This window comes from Streptomyces sp. NPDC049970 (assembly GCF_040660235.1).
Lineage (GTDB): Bacteria > Actinomycetota > Actinomycetes > Streptomycetales > Streptomycetaceae > Streptomyces.
In genome coordinates this window covers 49,284-71,977 of sequence record NZ_JBFALP010000009.1, presented here as the reverse complement: position 1 = coordinate 71,977, position 22,694 = coordinate 49,284, and the positions used below count along the sequence as shown (strand labels likewise).

The 22,694-nt window shown below is 74.3% G+C and carries 2 protein-coding genes; both read left to right on the top strand.

Annotated elements, in window-relative coordinates:
• Positions 1 to 305 precede the first annotated feature (305 nt).
• Positions 306 to 14,927, top strand: a complete 14,622-nt coding sequence (locus AB0I83_RS18165) for an amino acid adenylation domain-containing protein (RefSeq protein ID WP_363305266.1) — start codon at positions 306 to 308, stop codon at positions 14,925 to 14,927.
• On the top strand, positions 14,924 to 22,483 hold the full coding sequence (locus AB0I83_RS18160) for an amino acid adenylation domain-containing protein (RefSeq protein WP_363305265.1): 7,560 nt from the start codon (positions 14,924 to 14,926) through the stop codon (positions 22,481 to 22,483). Before AB0I83_RS18165 ends, AB0I83_RS18160 begins: the two co-directional genes overlap by 4 nt.
• The last annotated feature ends 211 nt before the right edge of the window (positions 22,484 to 22,694 follow it).

The following is a 22,694-nucleotide window of genomic DNA, read 5'->3' as shown; positions in this document are numbered from 1 at the left end:
CGATCAGACGTGAGCAGGTATCGTCACGCCTCTCTCGTAAGTGCTCATGCCGCCTTCGTTTGGTGCTCATAAAAATCGTTGGGCCGCTTCGTGCTGCCCTGCCTCGATGCGCCCGGACAACTCGTTCTGCTATCGGGCTGCCATGCCCGTCACGAGATCCCGGCCGCGCACGGCTTCCTGGCCGAGGCGATGTCCCATTCCGCTTGCGCCGACCCCGGCGTCGACGATCGGTGCGCTGGTGTGGCCGGTACCGCCCGGCCCTTCTTCACCGTCCCCGAAATCTCTCCCCAAAGGTGTGGACCGGCATGCATGAAGACCGCCCTATCCCCATGAACGCGTTTTCCCCGGAGTTTCTCGAACTGACCACGGCCCAGCAGGGCGTCTGGTACGGGCAACTCGTCGATCCGGACAGCCCCAAATACAACATCGGGGAATGCTTCGAGATCAGCGGTGACCTCGACGAGAATTCCTTCGCCGCCGCGTTCGGCCGTGCCGTCGCCCTGTGCGACAGCCTCCAGGTCCAGTTCGTCACCCGGGGTGAGACGGTGCGTCAGCACGTCGCCGACCGGCCCACGGCCGACATGGACCGGCTCCGCGTGGTCGATCTGTCGTGCGCCGAGGACCCCGTCGACGCGGCCGAGCGGTACATGGCCGACGACATGTCCACCGTCGACCGCCTGGACGCCCCGCGCCACCACTTCGCACTGCTGCGCCTCGGGACCCGCCTGCACTACTGGTACGTCCGTTTCCACCACATCGCCGTCGACGGCCTCGGCGGTGCGGTGTTCGGGCGTACCGTGGCCGAACTCTACGCGCGTGCGGTGCGGGGCGAGGACCTCGCCGCGGTCGAGCCCGCGGCCGCGCCGCTGCGCGACCTGGTGGCAGACGAGGCCGCCTACCGCGCCTCGGACCGCTACGAGGCCGACCGGGCCTACTGGACCGGCAAGTTCGCCGACCTGGCGAAGGCCGACGCGGTGGACACGGACGCTTCCGGCGCCTCCGGGGGCGGTGCGCACGCCCGGGGCGGCACGGCGCTCATCCGACGGCGCACCGACACCCCCGCACCGAGCGCAGCGGACGCACCGGACGCACGGGCCGCGACGGACGTCCGGATGCACACCGGCGAGACGCTGCCCGTCACCGTCCTCGACGACCTGCGCGGACTCGCCACGGGCCAGCGGACCAGGTGGACCGCCGTCCTGGTGAGCGCGGTCGCCGCCTACGTCGGGCGCGTCACCGGCGCGCAGGACATCACCGTGGGCCTCGCCTCCAACGGCCGCCACGGCGGTCTGCGGCACATCGTCGGCATGACCGCCAACATCCTGCCGCTGCGCCTGACGGTCACCGCCGACATGACCGTCGGAGCCCTCGTGCGTGCCGTCGCCTCCGAGATGGGCGGAGCCCTGCGCCACCGCCGCTTCTCCCGTGAACAGCTCGCCCGCGAACTGAACATGACCGACGGGGCGGCGCACCTGACCGACGTCGTGGTCAACATCATGGGCTACGACTACGACCTCGACTTCGCCGGCAGCCCCGCGCCCTCCCGGGTGCTGTCCATCGGCCCGGTCGACGACGTGTCCCTCTTCGTGTCCGAACGGGCCGAGGGCAAGGGGCCGTTGATCGGTTTCGACGCCAACCCCGCTCTGTACCACCCCGAGGACGTGCGGCTGCTCCAGCAGGCACTCGTGTCCTTCCTGTCCGCACTGGCCGACGCGGACGCCGACACGCCCCTGCGCGACCTGCCGTTCCTCGACGACACCGCCACCGCGGCGCTGCTGGCCGGGGGCACCGGGGCCGAGCTGCCGGCCGCGAGGGTGGCCTCGACCCTGCCGGCGGCGTTCGCGGCGCAGGTCCGCCTGACCCCCGACGCCCCGGCCGTGGTGGACGGTGCCGTCACACTCTCGTACCGGGAACTGTCGCGAGCGGCGGGAGCTGTCTCCCGCGCCCTGGCCGGCTGGGGCATCGGCGCGGAGGACGGCGTCGGGGTCCTGGTGGGCCGCTCGTCGGCCGTGGTGGCCGCCACGCTCGGTACGGTCGGTGCGGGGGCCGCGTACGTACCGATGGACACGGCCTGGCCCGAGGAGCGGCTCGGGCGGGTCGCCGAAGTGGCCCGCGTGCGCGCCCTGGTGGTCGACGAGGCCGCCGCCGGCCGGCCCTGGGTCGGGGAGGCCGCCGCCACCCTGCCGGTGATCGTCGTCGACGGCCGGGGGGACGTCGTGCACGGTGCCCCGCCGAAGCCCGGACGGCCGGCGGAAGAGGGCAGCGGCCGGCGGCTCGCCTACGTGATGTTCACCTCCGGCTCCACCGGCCTGCCCAAGGGGGTCGGCGTCACCCACGCCGACGTCCTCGCGCTGGCCGCCGACACCACGTGGTCGGGCGGTGCGTGCGACGCGGTGCTGCTGCACTCGGCCTACGTGTTCGACGCCTCCACCTTCGAGATCTGGGTGCCGCTCCTGAACGGCGGCCGGGTGGTGGTCGCGCCGGGCGGCGTCCTGGAGGCGCCGGTCCTCAGGGACGTGGTGGACCGGCACGGGGTGACCGCCCTGTTCCTGACGACGGCGCTGTTCAACGTGATGGCCGAAGCCGGTCCTGCGGCCTTCGCGGGGCTGCGCCTGGTCGCGGCGGGCGGTGAGGCCGCCACCCCCGACCTGATGCAGCGGGTGGCCGGAGCCCTGCCCGGTACCCGTGTCCTGCACGTGTACGGGCCCACGGAGACCACGACGTTCGCCACCCGCCACCAGGTCGCGCCCGGTACGCCGGGTGTGCCGCCCATAGGCCGGGCCTTCGACGGCATGAGGCTGTACGTGCTCGACGGCGCCCTCGGAACGGTGCCGCCCGGTGTCGTGGGAGAGCTCTACATCAGCGGCCACGGCGTCGCCCGCGGTTACCAGGGCCGCGCCGCGCTGACCGCCACCCGGTTCGTCGCCGACCCGTTCGACGCGTGCGGCGGCCGTATGTACCGGACCGGCGACCTCGTGCGCTGGACCGCCGCCGGCGACGTCGAGTACGTCGGCCGCGCGGACGGGCAGGTCAAGCTCCGCGGGTTCCGCATCGAGCCCGCCGAGATCGAGAACACCCTGCTCACCGACCCGGACGTGCGAGGCGCCTGCGTGCTGGTCCGCGAGGACGTGCCGGGCGACCGGCGGCTGGTCGCCTACGTGGTGCGGACGCCCGGTGCCCGGTCGGACGACGCGGACCTGGCCCGCCGGGTGGGGCGCACACTGCCCGCGTACATGGTGCCTTCCGTGTTCGTACTCCTCGACGCGCTGCCCCTCAACGCCAACGGCAAGGTGGACCGCCGGGCGCTGCCCGTGCCCCGCGCCGCCGCGACCACGGCCCGGGCCCCGCGCACGGCCTACGAGGAGGTCCTGGCCGGCCTGTTCGCCGACGTCCTCGGCGTGGCCGCCGTCGGCATCGACGACAACTTCTTCTCGCTGGGCGGCCACTCGCTGCTCGCCACCCGCCTCACCGGCCGGGTGCGGGCCGCCCTCGGCGCCGAGCTCGCCATGCGCACCCTCTTCGAACATCCCACCGTCGCCTCCCTCGCCACCGCGCTGGACACCACGGGGGCGGTCCGCCCGGCCCTCACCCCGCAGCAACGGCCCGAAGCGGTGCCGCTGTCCTTCGCCCAGCAGCGCCTCTGGTTCCTCAACCGCGCCGAGGGGCCGAGCGACACCTACACCGTCCCGGTCGTCCTCGACCTCCAGGGCCCGCTGGACACGGACGCCCTGCGCGGAGCCCTGGCCGACGTGCTCGTCCGGCACGAGAGCCTGCGCACCGTCTTCACCGAGCACGACGGTGTGGCCCGCCAGGAAGTCCTCGGCGCCTCCGCCGCCGCGGCGCTCGTTCCGCTCGTCGTCGAGCTGCCACCTGCCGGGGAGGGTGCCGGGACCTGGGCAGAGGAATCGGTTCGCCGCCTGTCCGCGGCGCCCTTCGACCTCACCGGTGACATCGGTGTCCGTGCCCATCTGCTCCGGCCGGGCCCCGCCCACCACGTCCTGGTCCTCGTCCTCCACCACGTCGTCGCCGACGGCTGGTCCCTCGCGCCGCTCAGCCGTGACCTGGGCGCCGCGTACCGGGCGAGGAGCGCGGGCACGGGCACGCCCGACTGGCCCGAACTGCGGGTGCAGTACGCCGACTACGCCCTGTGGCAGCGCCGACTGCTCGGCTCGGCCGACGACCCCGACAGCCTGGCCGCGCGACAGCTCGCCTTCTGGCGGGAGGCGCTGCACGGCGCTCCGGACCTGCTCGACCTCCCGCACGACCGGCCCCGGCCCGCCGTGGCCGGCCACCGGGGCGACGCGGTCCCCTTCGAGCTCCCCGCGCCCGCGTACGCCGCGCTCGTCCGGCTCGCCCGTGCCACCGGCTGCACACCCTTCATGGTCCTCCAGGCGGCCCTCGCCGTGACGCTGCACGCCCACGGCGCCGGTACGGACATCCCGGTCGGCACCGCGGTTGCCGGGCGCACCGACGAGGCACTCGACGACCTGGTCGGGTTCTTCGTCAACACGGTCGTCCTGCGCGCCGACCTGTCCGGCAATCCGACCTTCCGTGAACTGCTGTGCAGGGTAAAGGAGTTCGACATCGCCGCGTTCGGCCACGGCGACATCCCCTTCGAACGGATCGTGGAGGCGCTCAACCCCGAGCGGTCCGGCGACCACCATCCGCTCTTCCAGACCATGCTGGTGCTCCAGAACCAGGAGCGTGCGGGGCTCGACCTCCCCGGCGTCACCGTCCACGACCGGTCCCGGCACACCGGCGTCAGCAAGTTCGACCTGACGTTCGCACTCACGGAGGTCACGGAGGTCACGGACGCCACGGACGCCACGGAGGTCACCGGCGCCGACGGCGTCGGCTCCCGCATCGGGGGCTATCTGGAGTACGCCACCGACCTCTTCGACGAGGCCACCGCCCGCGACCTGTGCGCCCGCTTCGCCCGCGTCCTCACCCTGGCCGTGAACGACCCCGACCACACGGTCGGCGGCCTCGACATCCTCGCCCCCGGCGAGCGGGAGCGCCTCCTGGACCAGGGCCGCGGCCAGGCACGTCCGCTGCCGGCCCGTACGGTCCCCGAAGCGGTTCGCGAGCGGTCCGCGAGCACCCCCCACGCAACCGCCGTGCGCGACGCGCACACGAGCCTCACCTACGCCGAACTCGACGCCCGCGCCGACGCCCTGGCCCGGGTCCTGCGCGAGCGTGGTGCGGGACGTGAGGACCTGGTGGCCCTCGCCGTGCCGCCGTCCGTGGACACCGCCGTCGCCATGCTGGCCGTTCTGCGGGCCGGTGCCGCCTACCTGCCCGTCGACCCGGAGTACCCGCCCGCCCGCATCCGGCACATGCTCGACGACGCCCGGCCCGTCCTGCTGCTCACCACCGCCGAAGTCCACGCGGCCCTGCCCGACTGCGGCGTACCGTGGCTCGCCCTCGACGATCCGGCCGCCCGGCCCACCGGCCCCACCGTGCCGGTCCAGGACGCACCGCACCCGGCGGACCCCGCGTACGTCATCTACACCTCGGGGTCGACCGGTCGGCCCAAGGGCGTGGTCGTGACGCACGGGGCCCTGGCCGGCCACATGGACTGGATGGCGCGGTACCTGGCCGTCACCCCGGCCGACCGGGTCCTCGCCCGCACCTCCACCAGCTTCGACGCCTCGGTGTGGGAGCTGTGGCTCCCGCTGACGAACGGCGCCGAGGTCTGTGTGCTGCCGCACGACGCCAACCACGAGCCCGGCGCCCTCGTCTCCTGGATGAGCCGGTTCGGCGTCACCCTCGCCCAGTTCGTGCCGTCGCACCTGACGCTCGTCCTCACCGAAGCGGCGCACGCCGCGCCGCTCCCCGCCCTGCGCGCCGTCCTGTGCGGCGGCGAACCGCTGCCGCGCGCGCTGGCGGACGACGTCACCGCGCTGTGGCGTGCCGAGGTCCACAACCTCTACGGGCCGACCGAGGCGACCATCGAGGCGACCGCCCACCGCGCCGGAGGCCCACAGGACGGCCGGTCCGCCGGAACCCGCACGCACTCCGAGACCGTGCCGATCGGCCGTCCCGTCGACACCGTGCGCGCCTACGTACTCGACGCCGGGCTGCGGCCCGTGCCGCCCGGTGTCACCGGGGAGCTGTACCTGTCGGGCCCCAACCTCGCCCGCGGCTACCTGCACCGCCGTGGCCTGACCGCCGCCCGGTTCGTCGCCGACCCGTTCGGCGCGTGCGGCGACCGCATGTACCGGACGGGCGACCTCGTGCGCTGGAACCGGCACGGCCTGCTCGACTACGTCGCCCGCGCCGACGACCAGGTCAAACTCCGCGGGTTCCGCGTCGAGTTGGGCGAGGTCGAGGCCGCGCTCCTGGCCAGGCCCGGAGTGACGGCCGCCTGCGCCGTGATCCGAGAGGACACACCCGGCCGGCACCGCCTCGTCGCCTACGCCGTCACCGGCGACCCGGGCCTGCGCCCCGCAGCCCTGCGCGACGACCTCACCGAGAGCCTTCCGCACTACATGGTGCCCGGAGCCGTCGTCGTCCTGGACGACCTCCCCCTCCTGCCCAACGGCAAGGTGGACCGGCGCGCCCTGCCCGAGCCCGAGCCGGCCGGCGAGGCCACCGTGGGCCCGGGACAGCGGACCATCCAGGAGGACCTGCTCGCCGGGATCTTCGCCGACGTACTGCGCAAGCCCGCCGTCGGCCCGCACGACAGCTTCTTCGACCTCGGCGGCCACTCGCTCCTCGCCATGCGCGTCGTCAGCCGGGTCCGCGCCGTCCTGGGCGCCGAGATCGCCGTACGCACCCTCTTCGAGCACCCCACCGTCGCCGGCCTCGCACGCGCCCTCGACGCGCCCGGCCGGGCCCGCCCGCCGGTGGTGCCCGCGGCACTGCGCCCCGATCCGCTGCCGCTGTCCTACGCCCAGCAGCGCCTGTGGTTCCTCAACCGGCTCGAAGGCCCCGGCTCCGCCTACAACATCCCGCTCGTACTGGAACTCCACGGCACCCTGGACCCGCACGCCATGCGCGCCGCCCTGGCCGACGTCGTGGAGCGGCACGAGGCGCTGCGTACCCTGTTCCCCGAACGGGACGGACTCCCGCACCAGTTGGTCCTGCCCCCCGACACCGCCTCACCCCGCCTGCCCGTCGTGAGTACGACGCCCGCCGAACTGGAGGCGACCGTCCTGGCCGCCGTGCGCGAGCCGTTCGACGTCGTCACGGACCTGCCGCTGCGCGCCCTGCTCCTGCGCTCCGCGCCCGATCACCACGTCCTGGTGCTCGTCCTGCACCACATCGCGGGCGACGGCTGGTCGCTCGCCCCGCTGGCCCGCCTCCTCGGCGACACCTACCGGGCCCGTCTCGCCGGCCGTGAGCCGGAACCGATGACCGGCACCCCGCTCCAGTACGCCGACTACACCCTCTGGCAGCACGCGGCCCTGGGTGACGGGGTGGCGCCGGAGAGCGTCCTGCGGCAGCAACTCGACCACTGGCACGGCGCTCTCGCGGACCTGCCCGGTCTGATCGATCTGCCGCTCGACCGGCCGCGCCCGGTCAGCACGGACCCGAGGGGAGCCGTCCACACCTTCGACGTACCTCCCCTCCTGCACCTCCGACTCCAGCGACTGGCACGGGAGTCGGGCAGCAGCCTGTTCATGGTGCTCCAGGCGGCGGTGGCCACCCTGCTGCACCGGCACGGCGCGGGTGACGACATCCCCTTCGGCTCACCCGTCGCAGGCCGCACGGACGAGGCCCTGGAGGACCTGGTCGGGTTCTTCGTCAACACCCTCGTCCTGCGGACGGACCTGTCCGGCAATCCGACCTTCCGTGAACTGCTCGTACGTGTACGGGAGTTCGACCTGTCCGCCTACGCACACCAGGACATCCCCTTCGAGCGGCTCGTCGAGAGCGTCAACCCCGTCCGGGCGCACAACCACCACCCGCTCTTCCAGACCATGCTGGTCCTCCAGAACCAGGAGACGGCTCGCCCCGACCTGCCGGGCCTCACCGTCGAGGACCGCCTGGTCCACAACGGCCTGAGCAAGTTCGACCTCACCTTCGCCTTCACCGAGGAGCGCACCGAGGAGCGCACGGTGGAAAACGGCGAAGAGCACGCCGGGCCAGAGGTCCACGGGCCCGGCGAAGGCTGCCTCACCGCCGGTATCGAGTACGCCACCGCCCTCTTCGACCGGAGCACCGTCGAGACCCTCGCCACCCGTCTGGTGCGGCTGCTGGAACAGGTCGCCGACGACCCAGGTCTGCCCCTCGCCGGCTACGACCTGATGACGCCGGACGAGCACGCCCGGGTCACGCGCTGGGGCTCCGGGCGCGTCCTGCCGGCGGACACCGCGGACGCCACCCTGCCCGCCCTCTTCGCGGCCCAGGTGCTTCGCACCCCCGACGCCGTGGCGGTGACCGGCGACGACGTCACTCTCACCTACGCGGGACTCGACCTGGTCTCCGCCGGTCTCGCCCACGTCCTCGCGGGCCTGGGTGTCGGCCCCGAGTCCGGGGTGGGCGTGCTGATCGGCCGGTCACCGGCCGTGGTGTCGGTGTCCCTCGGCGTGGTCCGCGCGGCCGGGGCCTACGTCCCGCTGGACGCGCGATGGCCCGAGGAACGGCTCGAACAGGTCGCCGGGGTGGCGGCCGTACGGGTCCTCGTCGTCGACGAGGCCGCCTTCGCCTCCCCCTGGGTGACCGCGGCGGCCCGCCGCGTCCCCGTGGTGGTCGTGGACCGGGCCGGCAGGGTCGTGCGCGGTGCTCCGGGACAGCCGGGCCGCCCGGCCACCGTGCCGGGCCCCGGCTCGCTGGCCTACGTGATGTTCACCTCCGGCTCGACCGGACTGCCCAAGGGCGTCGCCGTCACGCACGCCGACGTGGCCGCGCTCGCGGCCGACTCCGCCTGGCGGGAGGGCCGCGCCGACGCGGTCCTGATGCACTCGGCGTACGTCTTCGACGCCTCCACCTTCGAGATCTGGGCCCCGCTCCTGAACGGCGGCCGGATCGTGGTCGCACCGGAGGGCGTCCTGGAGGCCCGCGTCCTGGGCGACGCCGTCCACGAGCACGGCGTGACCGCCGTGTTCCTGACGACGGCGCTGTTCAACGTGATGGCCGAGACCGACCCGGGCGCCTTCGCCGGCCTGCGGCTCGTCTGCGCGGGTGGCGAGCTGGCCTCCCCGGACGCGATGCAGCGGGTCGCCGCAACCGCGCCGGGCGTGCGCGTCCTCCACGTGTACGGGCCCACCGAGACCACGACCTTCGCCACCCGCTACGACGTGCCGGCCGACCTGCCCCCGGGCCCGCCGCCCATCGGGCGCGCCCTGGACGGCATGACCGCCTACGTCCTCGACGGGTCCCTCGGCCCGGTGCCGGCAGGTGTCGTGGGTGAGCTCTACCTGGCCGGGAGGGGCGTGGCACGCGGATACACCGGGCTCCCGGGCCTGACCGCGACCCGCTTCGTGGCCGATCCGTTCGACCCGGCGGGCGGGCGCATGTACCGCACCGGCGACCTCGTCCGGTGGACCCACGACGGCCGGATCGCGTACGTCGACCGCGCCGACAGCCAGGTCAAACTGCGTGGATACCGGATCGAGCTCGGCGAGATCGAAGGCGTGCTCGCCTGCTGCGAGGGTGTCGCCGACTCCTTCGCCGTCGTCCGCGAGGACACTCCGGGCGACCGCCGGCTGGCCGCCTACGTGGTGCCCGCCGACGGAGAGCGTCCCGAACCCGGCGACCTCGCGAGGGCTGTCGGCCGGTCCCTTCCCGCGTACATGGTGCCGTCCGACATCGTCCTGCTCGACGCGCTGCCGCTCACCGTCAACGGCAAGGTGGACCGGCGCGCACTGCCCGCGCCCGAGCAGCACGCTCCGGCCCGTGGGCGTGCGGCCAGGACCGGCCGGGAGGAGATCCTGTGCGGGCTCTTCGCCGACGTACTCGGTCTGGCCGGGGCGGGAGTCGACGACGACTTCTTCGTCCTGGGCGGCCACTCCCTGCTCGCCACCCGCCTCGCCGCGCGCATCCGCACCGCACTCGGCGTCGAGGTCCAGGTCAAGGCCCTCTTCGAACACCCCACGCCGATGGCGCTCGCCGCCGCCCTGGACGGCGCGGACACGGCGAGGAAGCCTCTGGAGCGCGCCCCGGACCGCCCCGATCCGCTGCCGCTGTCGTACGCGCAGCAGCGCCTGTGGTTCCTCAACCGGTTCGAGGGGCCCAGCGCCACGTACAACGTGCCGCTCGTGCTCCGCCTGGACGGACCCCTGGACGCGGACGCCCTGGAGAGCGCCCTCGCGGATGTCGTCGAACGCCACGAGAGCCTGCGCACGGTCTTCCCCGACACCGGCGGCGTGGCGCGCCAGCTCGTCGTCGACGCCGCCGGCGCCGACATCGACCTGACGCCCCGTGACACCGGCCCCGACCGGTTGGACGAGGTGCTGGCCTCGGAGGTGGCGCACACCTTCGACGTGAGCGTGGACATCCCCGTACGGGCCCGGCTGGTGCGGCTCGGCGCCGTGTCCCACGTGCTGGTCCTGGTCGTCCACCACATCGCGGGCGACGGCTGGTCACTGGCCCCGCTGGCACGCGACCTGGGCGAGGCGTACCGGGCGCGCACCGAGGGCGAGGAGCCCTCCTGGACGGAGCTCGCGGTCCAGTACGCCGACTACACGCTCTGGCAGCGCGCGCTGCTCGGCGACGAGGACGATCCGGCCGGACAGGCGGCCCGCCAGCTGGACTTCTGGCGCGCCGCGCTCGCGGGCGCCCCCGACCTCCTCGACCTGCCCTGCGACCACCCGCGCCCCGCCGTCACGGCGCACCGCGGCGACGCGTTCGCCTTCCCCGTCGACGCGGACACCCACCGGGCGCTCGCGGACCTCGCCCGCGCCCGTGGGTGCAGCCTCTTCATGGTGCTCCAGGCGGGCCTGTCGGTGCTCCTGTCCCGGCACGGGGCCGGCGAGGACATCCCGATCGGCACCGCCGTCGCGGGGCGCACCGACGAGGCACTCGACGACCTGGTGGGCTTCTTCGTCAACACGCTCGTCCTGCGGACCGACCTGACGGGGAACCCGACCTTCGGTGAAGTGGTGGAGCGTGTAAGGGAGTTCGACCTCGCTGCCTACGCCCATCAGGACGTGCCGTTCGAGCGGCTGGTGGACTCCCTCAGTCCGGCACGGGCGCAGAACCACCACCCCCTCTTCCAGACCATGCTCGTCCTCCAGAACCACGCGGAGGCCACGGTCGGCCTGCCCGGGCTCACGGTGACGGAACAGCCGGTGCACACCGGCATCAGCAAGTTCGACCTGACCTTCACCTTCACCGAGACCCACGACGGGGCGGGCCGGCCTGCCGGACTCGACGGCGTCCTGGAGTTCTCCACCGAACTCTTCGTCCCCGCCACCGCGCACGCGCTGGCCGCCCGGCTGACCCGCCTGCTCGCCCGGCTCGCCGCCGATCCGGGGCTGCGCGTCCACACCGCCGAGGTCCTGGACACGGCCGAGCTGCGGAGCCTGGAGAGGGTCGCGCACGGCCGCGTCCGGCCGGTGGCGGCGCACACGGCGCCCGAGGCGTTCCGCGCGCAGTGCGCGACGACCCCCGGGGCGATCGCCGTCCGGGCCGGTACCCACCACCTCACGTTCGGCGAACTGGACTTGCTCTCGGACGACTTGGCGCACCACCTGCACGGCCGGGGCATCGGCCGAGGCGACCTCGTCGCCCTCGCGCTCGAAGGCACCGCCGACCAGGTGGTCGCGATGCTCGCCGTGGTCAAGGCGGGGGCCGCCTACCTGCCGGTCGACCTGGAGTACCCGCAGGCGCGCATCGCCCACATGCTCGACGACGCGCGCCCGGCGCTGCTGCTCACCCACGGCACGAGACGCGTCGAGCGGTACCGGGACTCCGTACCCTGCCTCGCCCTCGACGACCGCGCCGCATGGTCCACCGGGAGCGCGGCCCCGCCGGCCGTCGCACCGGACCCGCGCGACGCGGCGTACGTCATCTACACCTCGGGCACCACAGGCCGTCCCAAGGGCGTCGTCGTCACCCACGCCTCGCTCACCAACCACATGGCCTGGATGGCGGGCCACCTCGAACTCACCGGCGAGGACCGGGTGCTCGCCCGCACCTCGCCGAGCTTCGACGCCTCGGTGTGGGAGACCTGGCTGCCGCTCACGCACGGCGGCTCCACCTGCCCCGTGCCACCAGCCGCCAACCACGACCCCGCCGGGCTGCTGGCCCGGATGCGCGACGCGGGTGTGACCATCGCCCAGTTCGTGCCCTCACACCTCTCGCTCATCCTCACCGAGACCGGTCCCGACGAGGCTCCCACCACACTGCGGGCCGTGCTGTGCGGCGGCGAACCGCTTTCCGGGTCCCTGGCGTGGCGCGTCGAGCGGGCCTGGCGGGCCGAGGTGCACAACCTCTACGGCCCCACCGAGACGACCATCGACGCCGTCGCCCACCGCCACCACCCGGGCGGCGCCACCGCGGGGGAGGGGGGCGTGCCGCTCGGCCGCCCCGTCGACAACACCCGCGCCTACGTCCTGGACGCGGGTCTCCGGCCGGTGCCGCCCGGGGTGACCGGCGAGCTCTACCTGGCGGGTGACGGTCTCGCGCGCGGCTACCTGCACCGTCCGGGCCTGACCGCGGGACGGTTCGTCGCCGATCCGTACGGTCCGGACGGGAGCCGGATGTACCGCACCGGTGACCTCGTCAGACGGGACGGCGAAGGCCTGATCGGCTACGTCTCCCGTGCCGACGACCAGGTCAAGCTGAACGGCTTCCGCATCGAACTGGGCGAGATCGAGGCCGCTCTCGGCGCGCTCGAAGGTGTCGCCGCCGCCTGTGCCCTCGTCCGTGAGGACCAGCCGGGCGAACGGCGCCTCGTCGCCTACACCGTGCCCGACGGGCGCGGTGGGGCAGCGGCCCTCACCGATGCCGCAACGCGCGCCCGGCTCGCCTCGGTGCTGCCCCCGTACATGGTGCCCGCCGTGTTCGTCACGCTCGACGGGCTGCCCCTGCTGCCCAACGGCAAGACCGACCGGCGTGCGCTGCCCGTCCCGGCGCGGGCGGTCGCGGGCGGACCCGGCGGACAGCCGCGCACCAGGGAGGAACGCGTCCTGTGCGACGTGTTCGCCTCCGTCCTGCGCACCCCGGACGTCCGCACCGACGACGACTTCTTCGCGCTCGGCGGCGACAGCATCCTCTCCATCCAGCTCGTCAGCCGCGTCCGTGAGGCGGGGCTCGGTGTCACCCCGCGCGACATCTTCGTCCACCGCACTCCCGAGGCCGTCGCGGCCGTCGCCGCCGTACTCGGTCAGGAGGCCGCCGCGCCGGCCGGGCAGGGCATCGGGCAGATGCCGCCGACCCCCATCGCCGCCTGGTTCCTGGAGCGGCCCGGCACCACGGACGGCTACAACCAGTCCGGAGTGCTCCGCACACCGGTGGGCGCCGACGAGGAATCCCTGGTGGCCACCCTGCAACTCCTCATCGACCACCACGACATGCTCCGTCTGCGGGCCACCCGCCCGGCGGCCGGGGAACCCGTACTCGAAGCCCTGCCGCCCGGCTCGGTGCGGGCCCGCCGCCGCCTCACCCGGGTCGACATCGAGGGGCTCGACGCCGACGCCGCCCGCGCCGCCGTCACCGAGGCCGGTGAGCGGGCCCGCAGACGACTGCGGCCCGCGCACGGGGAGGTCGTCGAGGCCGTCTGGTGCGACGCCGGGCCGCACACGCGGGGGCGGCTGCTGCTCGTCGTGCACCACCTCGCGGTCGACGCCGTCTCCTGGCGCATCCTCGCCGCCGACGTGGCCACCGCGTGGCAGGCGGTCACGGCCCCCGCCGACCGCACCGCCGGACCGGCTGGGCTCCCCGCGGCCGACACGGACCGCCCGGCCGCACCGGCGGGCCCCGCGACCGGGGGAGACCGCACCGCCGTACCGGTGGGGCTCCCCGCGGCCACCACCTCCTACCGGGACTGGGCGCTCCTCCTCGCCTCGCAGGCGCGCGGCGCGGAGCGCGCAGCCGAACTCCCGCTGTGGGAAGCCGCGTCGAGTACCCCGGACCCGCAGCTCGGATACCGGCCGCTCGACCCCGACCGGGACACCGCGGACCGGACGCGAACCCTGGTCACCCGCCTCCCCGCCGTCTCGACGCGGCCGCTGCTCACCTCTGTACCCGCCGCCTTCCACGCCGGGGTGGACGACGTCCTGCTCACCGGCCTCGCCCTCGCCGTCTGCTCCTGGCGCGCGGAACGGGCCGCGGCCCTCGGCGGTGCCCGGCCGGGCGGCACCGCGGTCCTCCTCGACCTGGAGGGGCACGGCCGCGAGCAGATCGCCGATCACATCGACCTGTCCCGGACCGTCGGCTGGTTCACCAGCCTCTATCCCGTCCGGCTCGACCCCGGACCCGTCGACGCCCACGACCCCGGACGCTTCGACGCCGCGCTGGTCGAACGCGCCCTCAAACGCGTCAAGGAACAGTTGCGGGCCGTCCCCGACCACGGTGTCGGCTACGGAATGCTGCGCCACCTCAACCCGGCCACCGGCCCCCGGCTGGCCACCCGGCCCGAACCCCAGATCGGCTTCAACTACCTCGGCCGGTACACCGCCGCGCAGGGGGCGTCCGAGTCCGGCGACGGCACCGACTGGGAGGTGCTGCTCGACGGCGGCGGGCCGCGGAGCCAGGACCCGGACATGCCCGTCCACCACGTCCTCGACCTCAACGCGCACACCGAGGACCTGCCGGACGGCCCGTGCCTGGTGATCAGGTGGACCTGGCCCAGCGACCTCCTCAAGGAGGAGGACGTGGAGGCCCTCTCGGAAGCCTTCTCACGCGCCCTGCGGGCCATCGCCGAACACGCCGTACGACCCGAGTCGGGTGGCTGGACGCCGTCCGACCTCCCTCTGGTCTCGCTCGACCAGGCCCAGATCGACCGACTGCAGAACAAGTGGGGTGGACGAAAGTGACCGGCTTCCGACTGGAGGACGTACTGCCGCTGACGCCGTTGCAGGCAGGCATGCTCTTCCACGCGCTGTACGACTCCCGCGCCGTGGACGTCTACACCGCGCAGTTCGTCTTCGAGCTGGAGGGCCCCGTCGGCGTCCCCGCGCTGCACGCCGCCGTCGGCGGCCTGCTGCGGCGGCACGCCAACCTGCGGGTGGGCTTCCTCCACGAGGACCTGGACGAACCAGTGCAGGCCGTCGCCGCCGAGGTGCCGGTGCCGCTGGAGGAACTGGACCTCACCGCGGCGGACGGCACGGGCTCGCCCCGGGAACGCCTCGACGCCTTCCTCGCCGCCGACCGCACCCGCCGCTTCGACCTGGCCACCCCGCCGCTGATGCGGTTCACCCTGGTCCGTACCGCACCGGAACGCCACCGACTCGTCATGACGAGTCATCACATCCTGCTCGACGGGTGGTCGATGCCCCTGCTCGTGCGCGAACTCTTCGAGCTGTACGCACACGCCGGCGACGACAGCACCCTGCCGCGCGTCGTCCCCTACCGCACCTACCTCGGCTGGCTGGCCCAGCAGGACCGCACCGTCGCCCTGGACACCTGGCGCACCGCCCTCGCCGGCATCGACGCGCCCACGCTGCTCGCCGGGCGCGGCGGCGCCGGCGCTCCGGGCGGCGATCTGCCCGAGACCCTCGTCCTGGACCTGGACGCGGCCACGACCGGCCGGCTGCGCGAGACGGCCCGGGCCCACCGGCTCACCCTCAACACTCTGGTCCAGGGAGCCTGGGGGCTGCTGCTCGCGCACCTCACGGGACGCCCGGACGTCGTGTTCGGCACCACGGTCTCCGGGCGCCCGCCGGAGATCCCCGGCATCGAGTCGATGGTCGGCCTGTTCATCAACACCGTGCCGGTCCGGCTCCGCCCGGCGCCCGGCGAGACGCTGGCCGCGCTGCTCACCCGGCTCCAGGACGAGCAGGGCCGGCTCCTCGGCCACCAGTACGTGGGTCTGACCGAGATACGCGGTGTCACCGGCCTGGACGAACTCTTCGACACGCTGGCCGTGTTCGAGAACTACCCGATGGACGCCGAAGCCCTGCGCACCGCGCAGCAGGGGCTGCCGGGCCTCCGCGTCACCGGGTTCAGCGGCACGGACGCGGCCCACTACCCGCTCACCCTCACCATCGCTCCCGGCGACGCCCTGAGGATCACCTTCGGCTACCGGGCCGCCGTACTCGACCGCGCCGAGGTGGGCCGCACGGTCGCGCGAATGCGCGCTCTGCTGACCGTCATGGCGGAAGGGCTCGACCGCCGCGCCGACGCGCTGCCCCTCCTCCTGGACGGTGAGCGCGCCGCGCTGCTCTCCCGGGGCGACGGCGCGGTGCTCCGGTGCGACACCCCGGACGAGGGCATCGGCGCCGCTGTCGCCCGCCGCGCCGCACTCCACCCTGACGCGGTGGCCGTGTCCGGGGCCGGGGTGCGGCTGACCTACCGGGAACTGGACGACGCGGCAACCCGGTTGGCCGGGGCCCTGGCCGGGTCCGGAACCGGCGCCGAGGACGGCGTCGGCATCCTCCTCGGCCGCTCCGCCGCCGTCGTGACCGCCTCGCTGGCGGCCCTGCGGGCCGGCGCCGCCTACGTGCCGCTCGACGCGAGCTGGCCCGCCGAACGGCTGGACCGCGTCGCCGAGGTGGCCGGGCTGCGCACCCTGGTCGTCGACGAGGCCACCCGGACCCACCCCTGGGTGGACCGGCTCGGCCCGGGCACGACCGTGCTGACCGTCGACACCACCGGCCGGGTACGCCACGGCGGCCCCGGCACCCCCGGAGACCTGCCCGCCGTGACGGGCGGCGCCGGGCTGGCGTACGTGATGTTCACCTCCGGGTCCACCGGCCTGCCGAAGGGGGTCGGCGTCACCCACGCCGACATCACCGCCCTCGCGGCCGACCGGACCTGGGCGGACGGTGCGGCCGAGGCCGTCCTGATGCACTCCGCGTACGTCTTCGACGCCTCGACGTTCGAGATCTGGGCGCCCCTGCTCAACGGCGGACGTGTCGTCGTGGCACCCGAGGGGACCCTCCAGCCCGGCGTACTCCGGGACCTCGTCGCGCGGCACGGCGTGACGGCGGCGTTCCTGACGACTGCCCTGTTCAACGTCGTCGCCGACACCGACCCCGGCGCCCTCGGGCTGCTGCGGCTGGCCGCCTCCGGAGGCGAGGCCGCGGCACCCGGTATCCTCCAGCGCCTGGCGTCCGCGCATCCCGGCACCGCGTTCCTCAACGCCTACGGGCCCACCGAGACGACCACGTTCGCCACGCTCCAGCGCGTACGCCCCGGCGACGCCCCCGGCACCGTACCGGCGATCGGCCGCCCGCTCGACGGGATGCGTGCCTACGTCCTCGACGCGGCGATGCGCCCGGTGCCGCCCGGTGCCGAGGGCGAGCTGTACCTCGCCGGCCCCGGTGTCGCGCGCGGCTACCTGGGGCGCCCCGGCCTCACCGCCACCCGCTTCGTCGCCGACCCCTTCGCCGGCACGGGGGCGCGGATGTACCGCACCGGCGACCTCGTGCGCCGGGACACCGACGGCACCCTGCACTACGTGGCGCGAGCCGATCAGCAGATCAAACTCCGAGGCCACCGCATCGAACCGGCCGAGATCGAGGCGGCCCTGCGCACCGCCCCCTCCGTGCGCGCCGCCTGCGTCCTGGTCCGCGAGGACCTGCCCGGCGACCGCACCCTGACCGCGTACGTCGTCCCGGCTCCCGGGTGCACCCCGGACCCGGACCTGGTCGCCGCCCATGTCGGCCGGCGGCTGCCCGCCTACATGGTGCCTGCCGTCGTCCTGACCATCGACGCGCTGCCGCTGACCGGTAACGGCAAGCTCGACCGGTCGGCCCTGCCCGCGCCCGCCACGGCGCCCGGCGCCGTGGGCCGGGCGCCGCGCACCGCCCACGAGGAGATCCTCGCCGGGCTGTTCGCCGACGTGCTGGGAGTGGAGCGAGTCGGTGCCGACGGCGACTTCTTCGCCCTGGGCGGCCACTCCCTGCTGGCCACCCGCCTCGTGGGCCGCGTCCGTACCGCCCTGGGCACCGAGACCGAGATCCGCACGCTCTTCGAGAACCCCACCGTCGCCAGGCTCGCCGTCGCCCTGCGGGACGCGGGCCGCCCCGCCCGCCCGGCCCTCGTCCCACAGGAACGCCCCGCCGTGCTGCCGCTGTCCCACGCCCAGCAGCGCCTCTGGTTCCTCCACCGACTCGAAGGCCCCTCCGCCACCTACAACATCCCCTTCGCCCTGCGCATCGACGGCCCCCTCGCCACCGAAGCCCTGCGTCAGGCCCTCGGCGACGTCATCACCCGGCACGCCGCCCTGCGCACCGTCTTCCCCGAGCACGACAGCCGGCCGCGCCAGCACATCACCGCCCCGGACGACGTCCGCCTCCCCTTCACCGTCGAACCCGTCGACGAGGACCGGCTCGCCGGCCGGATCAGCTCCGTCGCCGCGCTGGCGATCGACATCGAGCACCGTCTCCCGATCCGCGCGACCCTGCTGCGCCTGGCCGACGACGCCCATGTCCTGGTCCTGGTGATCCACCACATCGCCGCAGACGGTTCGTCGCTGGCCTCCCTCACCCGGGACCTCGGCGCCGCCTACCGGGCCCGCGTCCGAGCCCAGGCGCCGTCCTGGACCGAACTCCCCGTCGACTACGCCGACTACACCCTCTGGCAGCGCGGACTGCTCGGCGACGAGAACGACCCCGAGAGTCTGGTGGCCCGTCAGCTCACCTACTGGAAGGGTGCGTTGGACGGTCTTCCGCAGATGGTCGCGCTGCCCTGGGACCGGCCGCGCCCCGCCGTGCCCCGGCACTCCGGCGCCACCCACGGATTCGCCCTCGACCCCGCCACCGCACGCGGCATCACGGATCTCGCCCGCACCTGCGGATGCAGTGTCTTCATGGTGCTCCAGGCCGCCCTGTCGACGGTCCTCTCCCGGCACGGCGCGGGCGACGACATCCCGCTGGGCACGGCCGTAGCCGGACGCACGGACGAGGCCGCGTCGGACCTCGTGGGCTTCTTCGTCAACACACTCGTGCTGCGCACGGACCTCACAGGCGACCCCACCTTCCTCGAACTCCTCGAACGGGTGAAGGAGTTCGACCTCTCCGCGTACGCGCACCAGGACGTCCCCTTCGAGCGCCTGGTGGAACTGCTCAACCCCGCACGCTCGCAGAACCACCACCCGCTCTTCCAGACCATGCTCATCCTCCAGAACCACACCCCCGCCGCCGCCCTGGAGCTGCCCGGCCTCACCGCCGACGGCGTACCGGTCGACCCCGGAGTCAGCAAGTTCGACCTGTCGTTCACCTTCACCGAGACCCACGACGCGACCGGGGCGCCCAGCGGCATGCGGGCCGCCGTCGACTACGCGACGGAGCTCTTCGACGAGGCCACCGTCCGCGAGCTCGCCGCGCGGCTCGTCCTGCTGCTCACCTCCGTCACCGCCGACCCCGACCGCCGGCTGAGCACGTACGAGGTGCTGCCCGACGCCGAGCGCGTCCGCCTCGCCGCCTGGGGGGCCGGACCGGTCGAGGACCTCCCGGCGTCCACCGTCCCCGCGCTCTTCGAGCAGTGGGTCCGGCGCACCCCGGACGCCCCGGCGGTCCGCGACGCCGGCACCACCCTCACCTACCGCGAACTGGGCGCGCGCGTGGACACCCTCGCCCGCCACCTCACGGCGCGGGGCATCGGCCCCGAGGACCGGGTCGCCGTCGCCCTGCCCCGCACCCACGACCTCGTCGTGGCCCTCCTCGGCGTACTCAGGGCCGGGGCGGCGTACGTGCCGCTCGACCCGGACTACCCGGCCCGGCGGCTGTCCCACATGCTCGACGACTCCCGGCCGCGCCTGCTCCTCACCACACCGGCCGTCCGCAGCCGCCTCCCGGAACCACCGGTGCCCTGCCTGTACGCCGACGACCTCCGGACCGGCCCGTCCGCACCCGGGACGGGTCCCGCCCCGGCGCTGCTCCCGGCACACCCCGCGTACGTCATCTACACGTCCGGATCCACCGGCCTGCCCAAGGGCGTCGTGGTCACCCACCGCGGTGCCGGCGCCATGGCCAGGACCCAGATCGAGCGGCTCCGCGTCACACCGGGCAGCCGCGTTCTGCACATGGCGTCGATCAGCTTCGACGCGGCGTTCTGGGAACTCTGCATGGGGCTGCTCTCCGGGGCCTGCCTGGAGATCGACGAACGCGACGCCCTGCTGCCCGGCCCCACCCTCGCCGCCCTGGTCCGGGAGCGGGGGATCACCCACCTCACCCTGCCGCCGGCCGCCCTCGCGGTGATGCCGCCCGACTCGCTGCCCGAGGGGACGACGATGGTCCTCGCCGGTGAGGCGTGCTCGCCGGCCCTGGTGCACGCCTGGGCGCGGGACCGGTTCCTCGTCAACGCCTACGGCCCGACCGAGACCACCGTCTGCGCGACCATGAGTGCCTTCCAGCACGCGGACGGGCCGTCCGCCCCCGACCGCACCGTGCCCATCGGCGTCCCCGTCGACGGCACCCGGGTCCACGTCCTGGACGACAGGCTGGCACCCGTACCACCCGGCGTCGTCGGAGAGCTGTACGTCTCCGGAGGGGGACTGGCCCGGGGGTACCACGGCCGGGCGGCGCTGACCGCGTCCCGCTTCGTGGCCGACCCGTTCGACCGCACGGGAGGCGGCCGCATGTACCGCACCGGGGACCTGGTGCGCTGGACGGCCGACGGGGAGCTCGTCTACGTCACCCGCGTCGACGACCAGGTCAAACTCCGCGGCTTCCGCATCGAACTCGGTGAGATCGAGGCCGCGCTCACCGCCCTGCCCGGAGTCGCCGCGGCCTGCGCGGTCGTCCGCGAGGACCGGCCCGGCGACCGGCGTCTGGTCGCGTACACCGTGCCCGCGGACGGTGCGGCCGGCCCGGACGACGCCGAGGTGCGCGCGCACCTCGCCGCCACCCTGCCCGACCACATGGTCCCCGCGGCCCACGTACGGCTCGAAGCCCTGCCCCTCACCCCCAACGGCAAGACCGACCGGCGGGCGCTGCCCGCACCCGTCCGGTCCGTGGCGGCACCCCGCCGCGCACCGGCCACCGCTCGCGAACGCGCCCTCTGCGAGGCCTTCGCGGAGACGCTCGGCGTACCCGAGGTCGGGGTCACGGACGACTTCTTCGAACTCGGCGGCCACTCGCTGCTCGCCGTGACCCTCGCCCAGCGGATCGCCGAACGCTGCGGCCGGCGCCCCACCCTGCGCGCCCTGTTCGCGGCACCGACCGTCGAGGGCGTGGCCCGTCTGCTGGAAGGCGGGACGGGCGGCGGGCAGGAGAACGCCGTCGCACCGGACCTGGCCGCCGAGGTCCGCCTCGCCCCGGACATCACGCGCCGGGCCGCCACCGTCCCGGTGCCCGCCCCCAGGCCCTCCCGCCCTTCCTCCCGACCCCTGCTGACCGGCGCCTCCGGCTTCCTGGGCGCCTTCCTCCTGCGCGACCTGATCGAGACCACCGGCGGCCCCGTCGACTGCCTCGTACGCGCCGAGGACGAGCGGCGCGCCGCGCACCGGCTGCGGGCCAACCTGGAGCACTACGGCCTGTGGCGCCCCCGGTACGCCGACCTGATCCATCCCGTGCCCGGCGACCTCGCCGCCCCCGGGCTCGGTCTGTCACCCGAGTCCAGGACGGCCCTGATCCGCCGCCTCGGCCCCGTGGTCCACAACGGCGCGCGCGTCAACTTCGCAGCGACGTACGGCGATCTGCGCGCCCCCAACGTGGCCGGCACCGAGGAACTCCTGCGGCTGCTCGCCGACTCCGCCTCACCCGGGATGCACTACGTCTCGACCACGAGCGTCCACGCCCCGGCGCCGGGACCCGACCCCGTCACCATCACGGAAGCCACCCCGACGGGTCCGCCGTCCGACCTGCCCGACGGGTACGCGCGGAGCAAGTGGGTCGCCGAGGGGCTCGTCGGCCTGGCCCGCGAACGCGGCCTGCCGGTGACCGTCTACCGCCCGGGCCGCATCAGCGGCGACACCGCCACCGGAGCCTGCCAGGACCGCGACCTGCTGTGGCAGCTCATCAAGGGGTGCCTCCAGGCCGGCGTGGTGCCCGACCTGCCGCAGGGGACGACCGACTGGGTACCCGTGGACCACGTCAGCGCGGCAGTGGTGGCCCTCGCCGCGGCCGGTCCGACCGGAACCGAGACCTTCCACCTCACCAACCCGGACGCACCGGGACTCGACCAGGTCTTCGGCGCGGCCGCCCGCCTGGGCCACGAACTGCGCACCGTTCCCGCGCCGCGGTGGCGGGAACGCGTCGCGGCGCAGCCGGACAACGCCGCCCAACTGTTCCTCGGCGACGACGCACAGCCGCGGCACGAGGCGGCGGGCCACCGGAGCTTCGACTCCAGCCGCACCGCGAAGGCCGCGGCGGTCCTCGGCGTCCACCTGCCGCCCCTGACCGACGAGGTGCTGACCCGCTATCTGACGTACTTCCACGGAACGGGCTTCCTGCCCGCTCCGCGGGGGGTGCGCGCCACGAGGTGACCGGCAGGGACGCGGGCGAGCACGGCTTCCGGCGCACCGGGCCGGGCGCGCACGTCCGCGGGCGTGGGGACGGCCGTCTGCCGCGAGCGGGGGAGGGGCGCATTCCGCATTCCCCTTGACGTGAACGTGACGGCCTGTATGGTCTAGGCCAAGTGGTGAATTCCTCCCTGACGGGAGCCAGTTGGCCCTGCGCGAAGGCGGGGAATTCCCA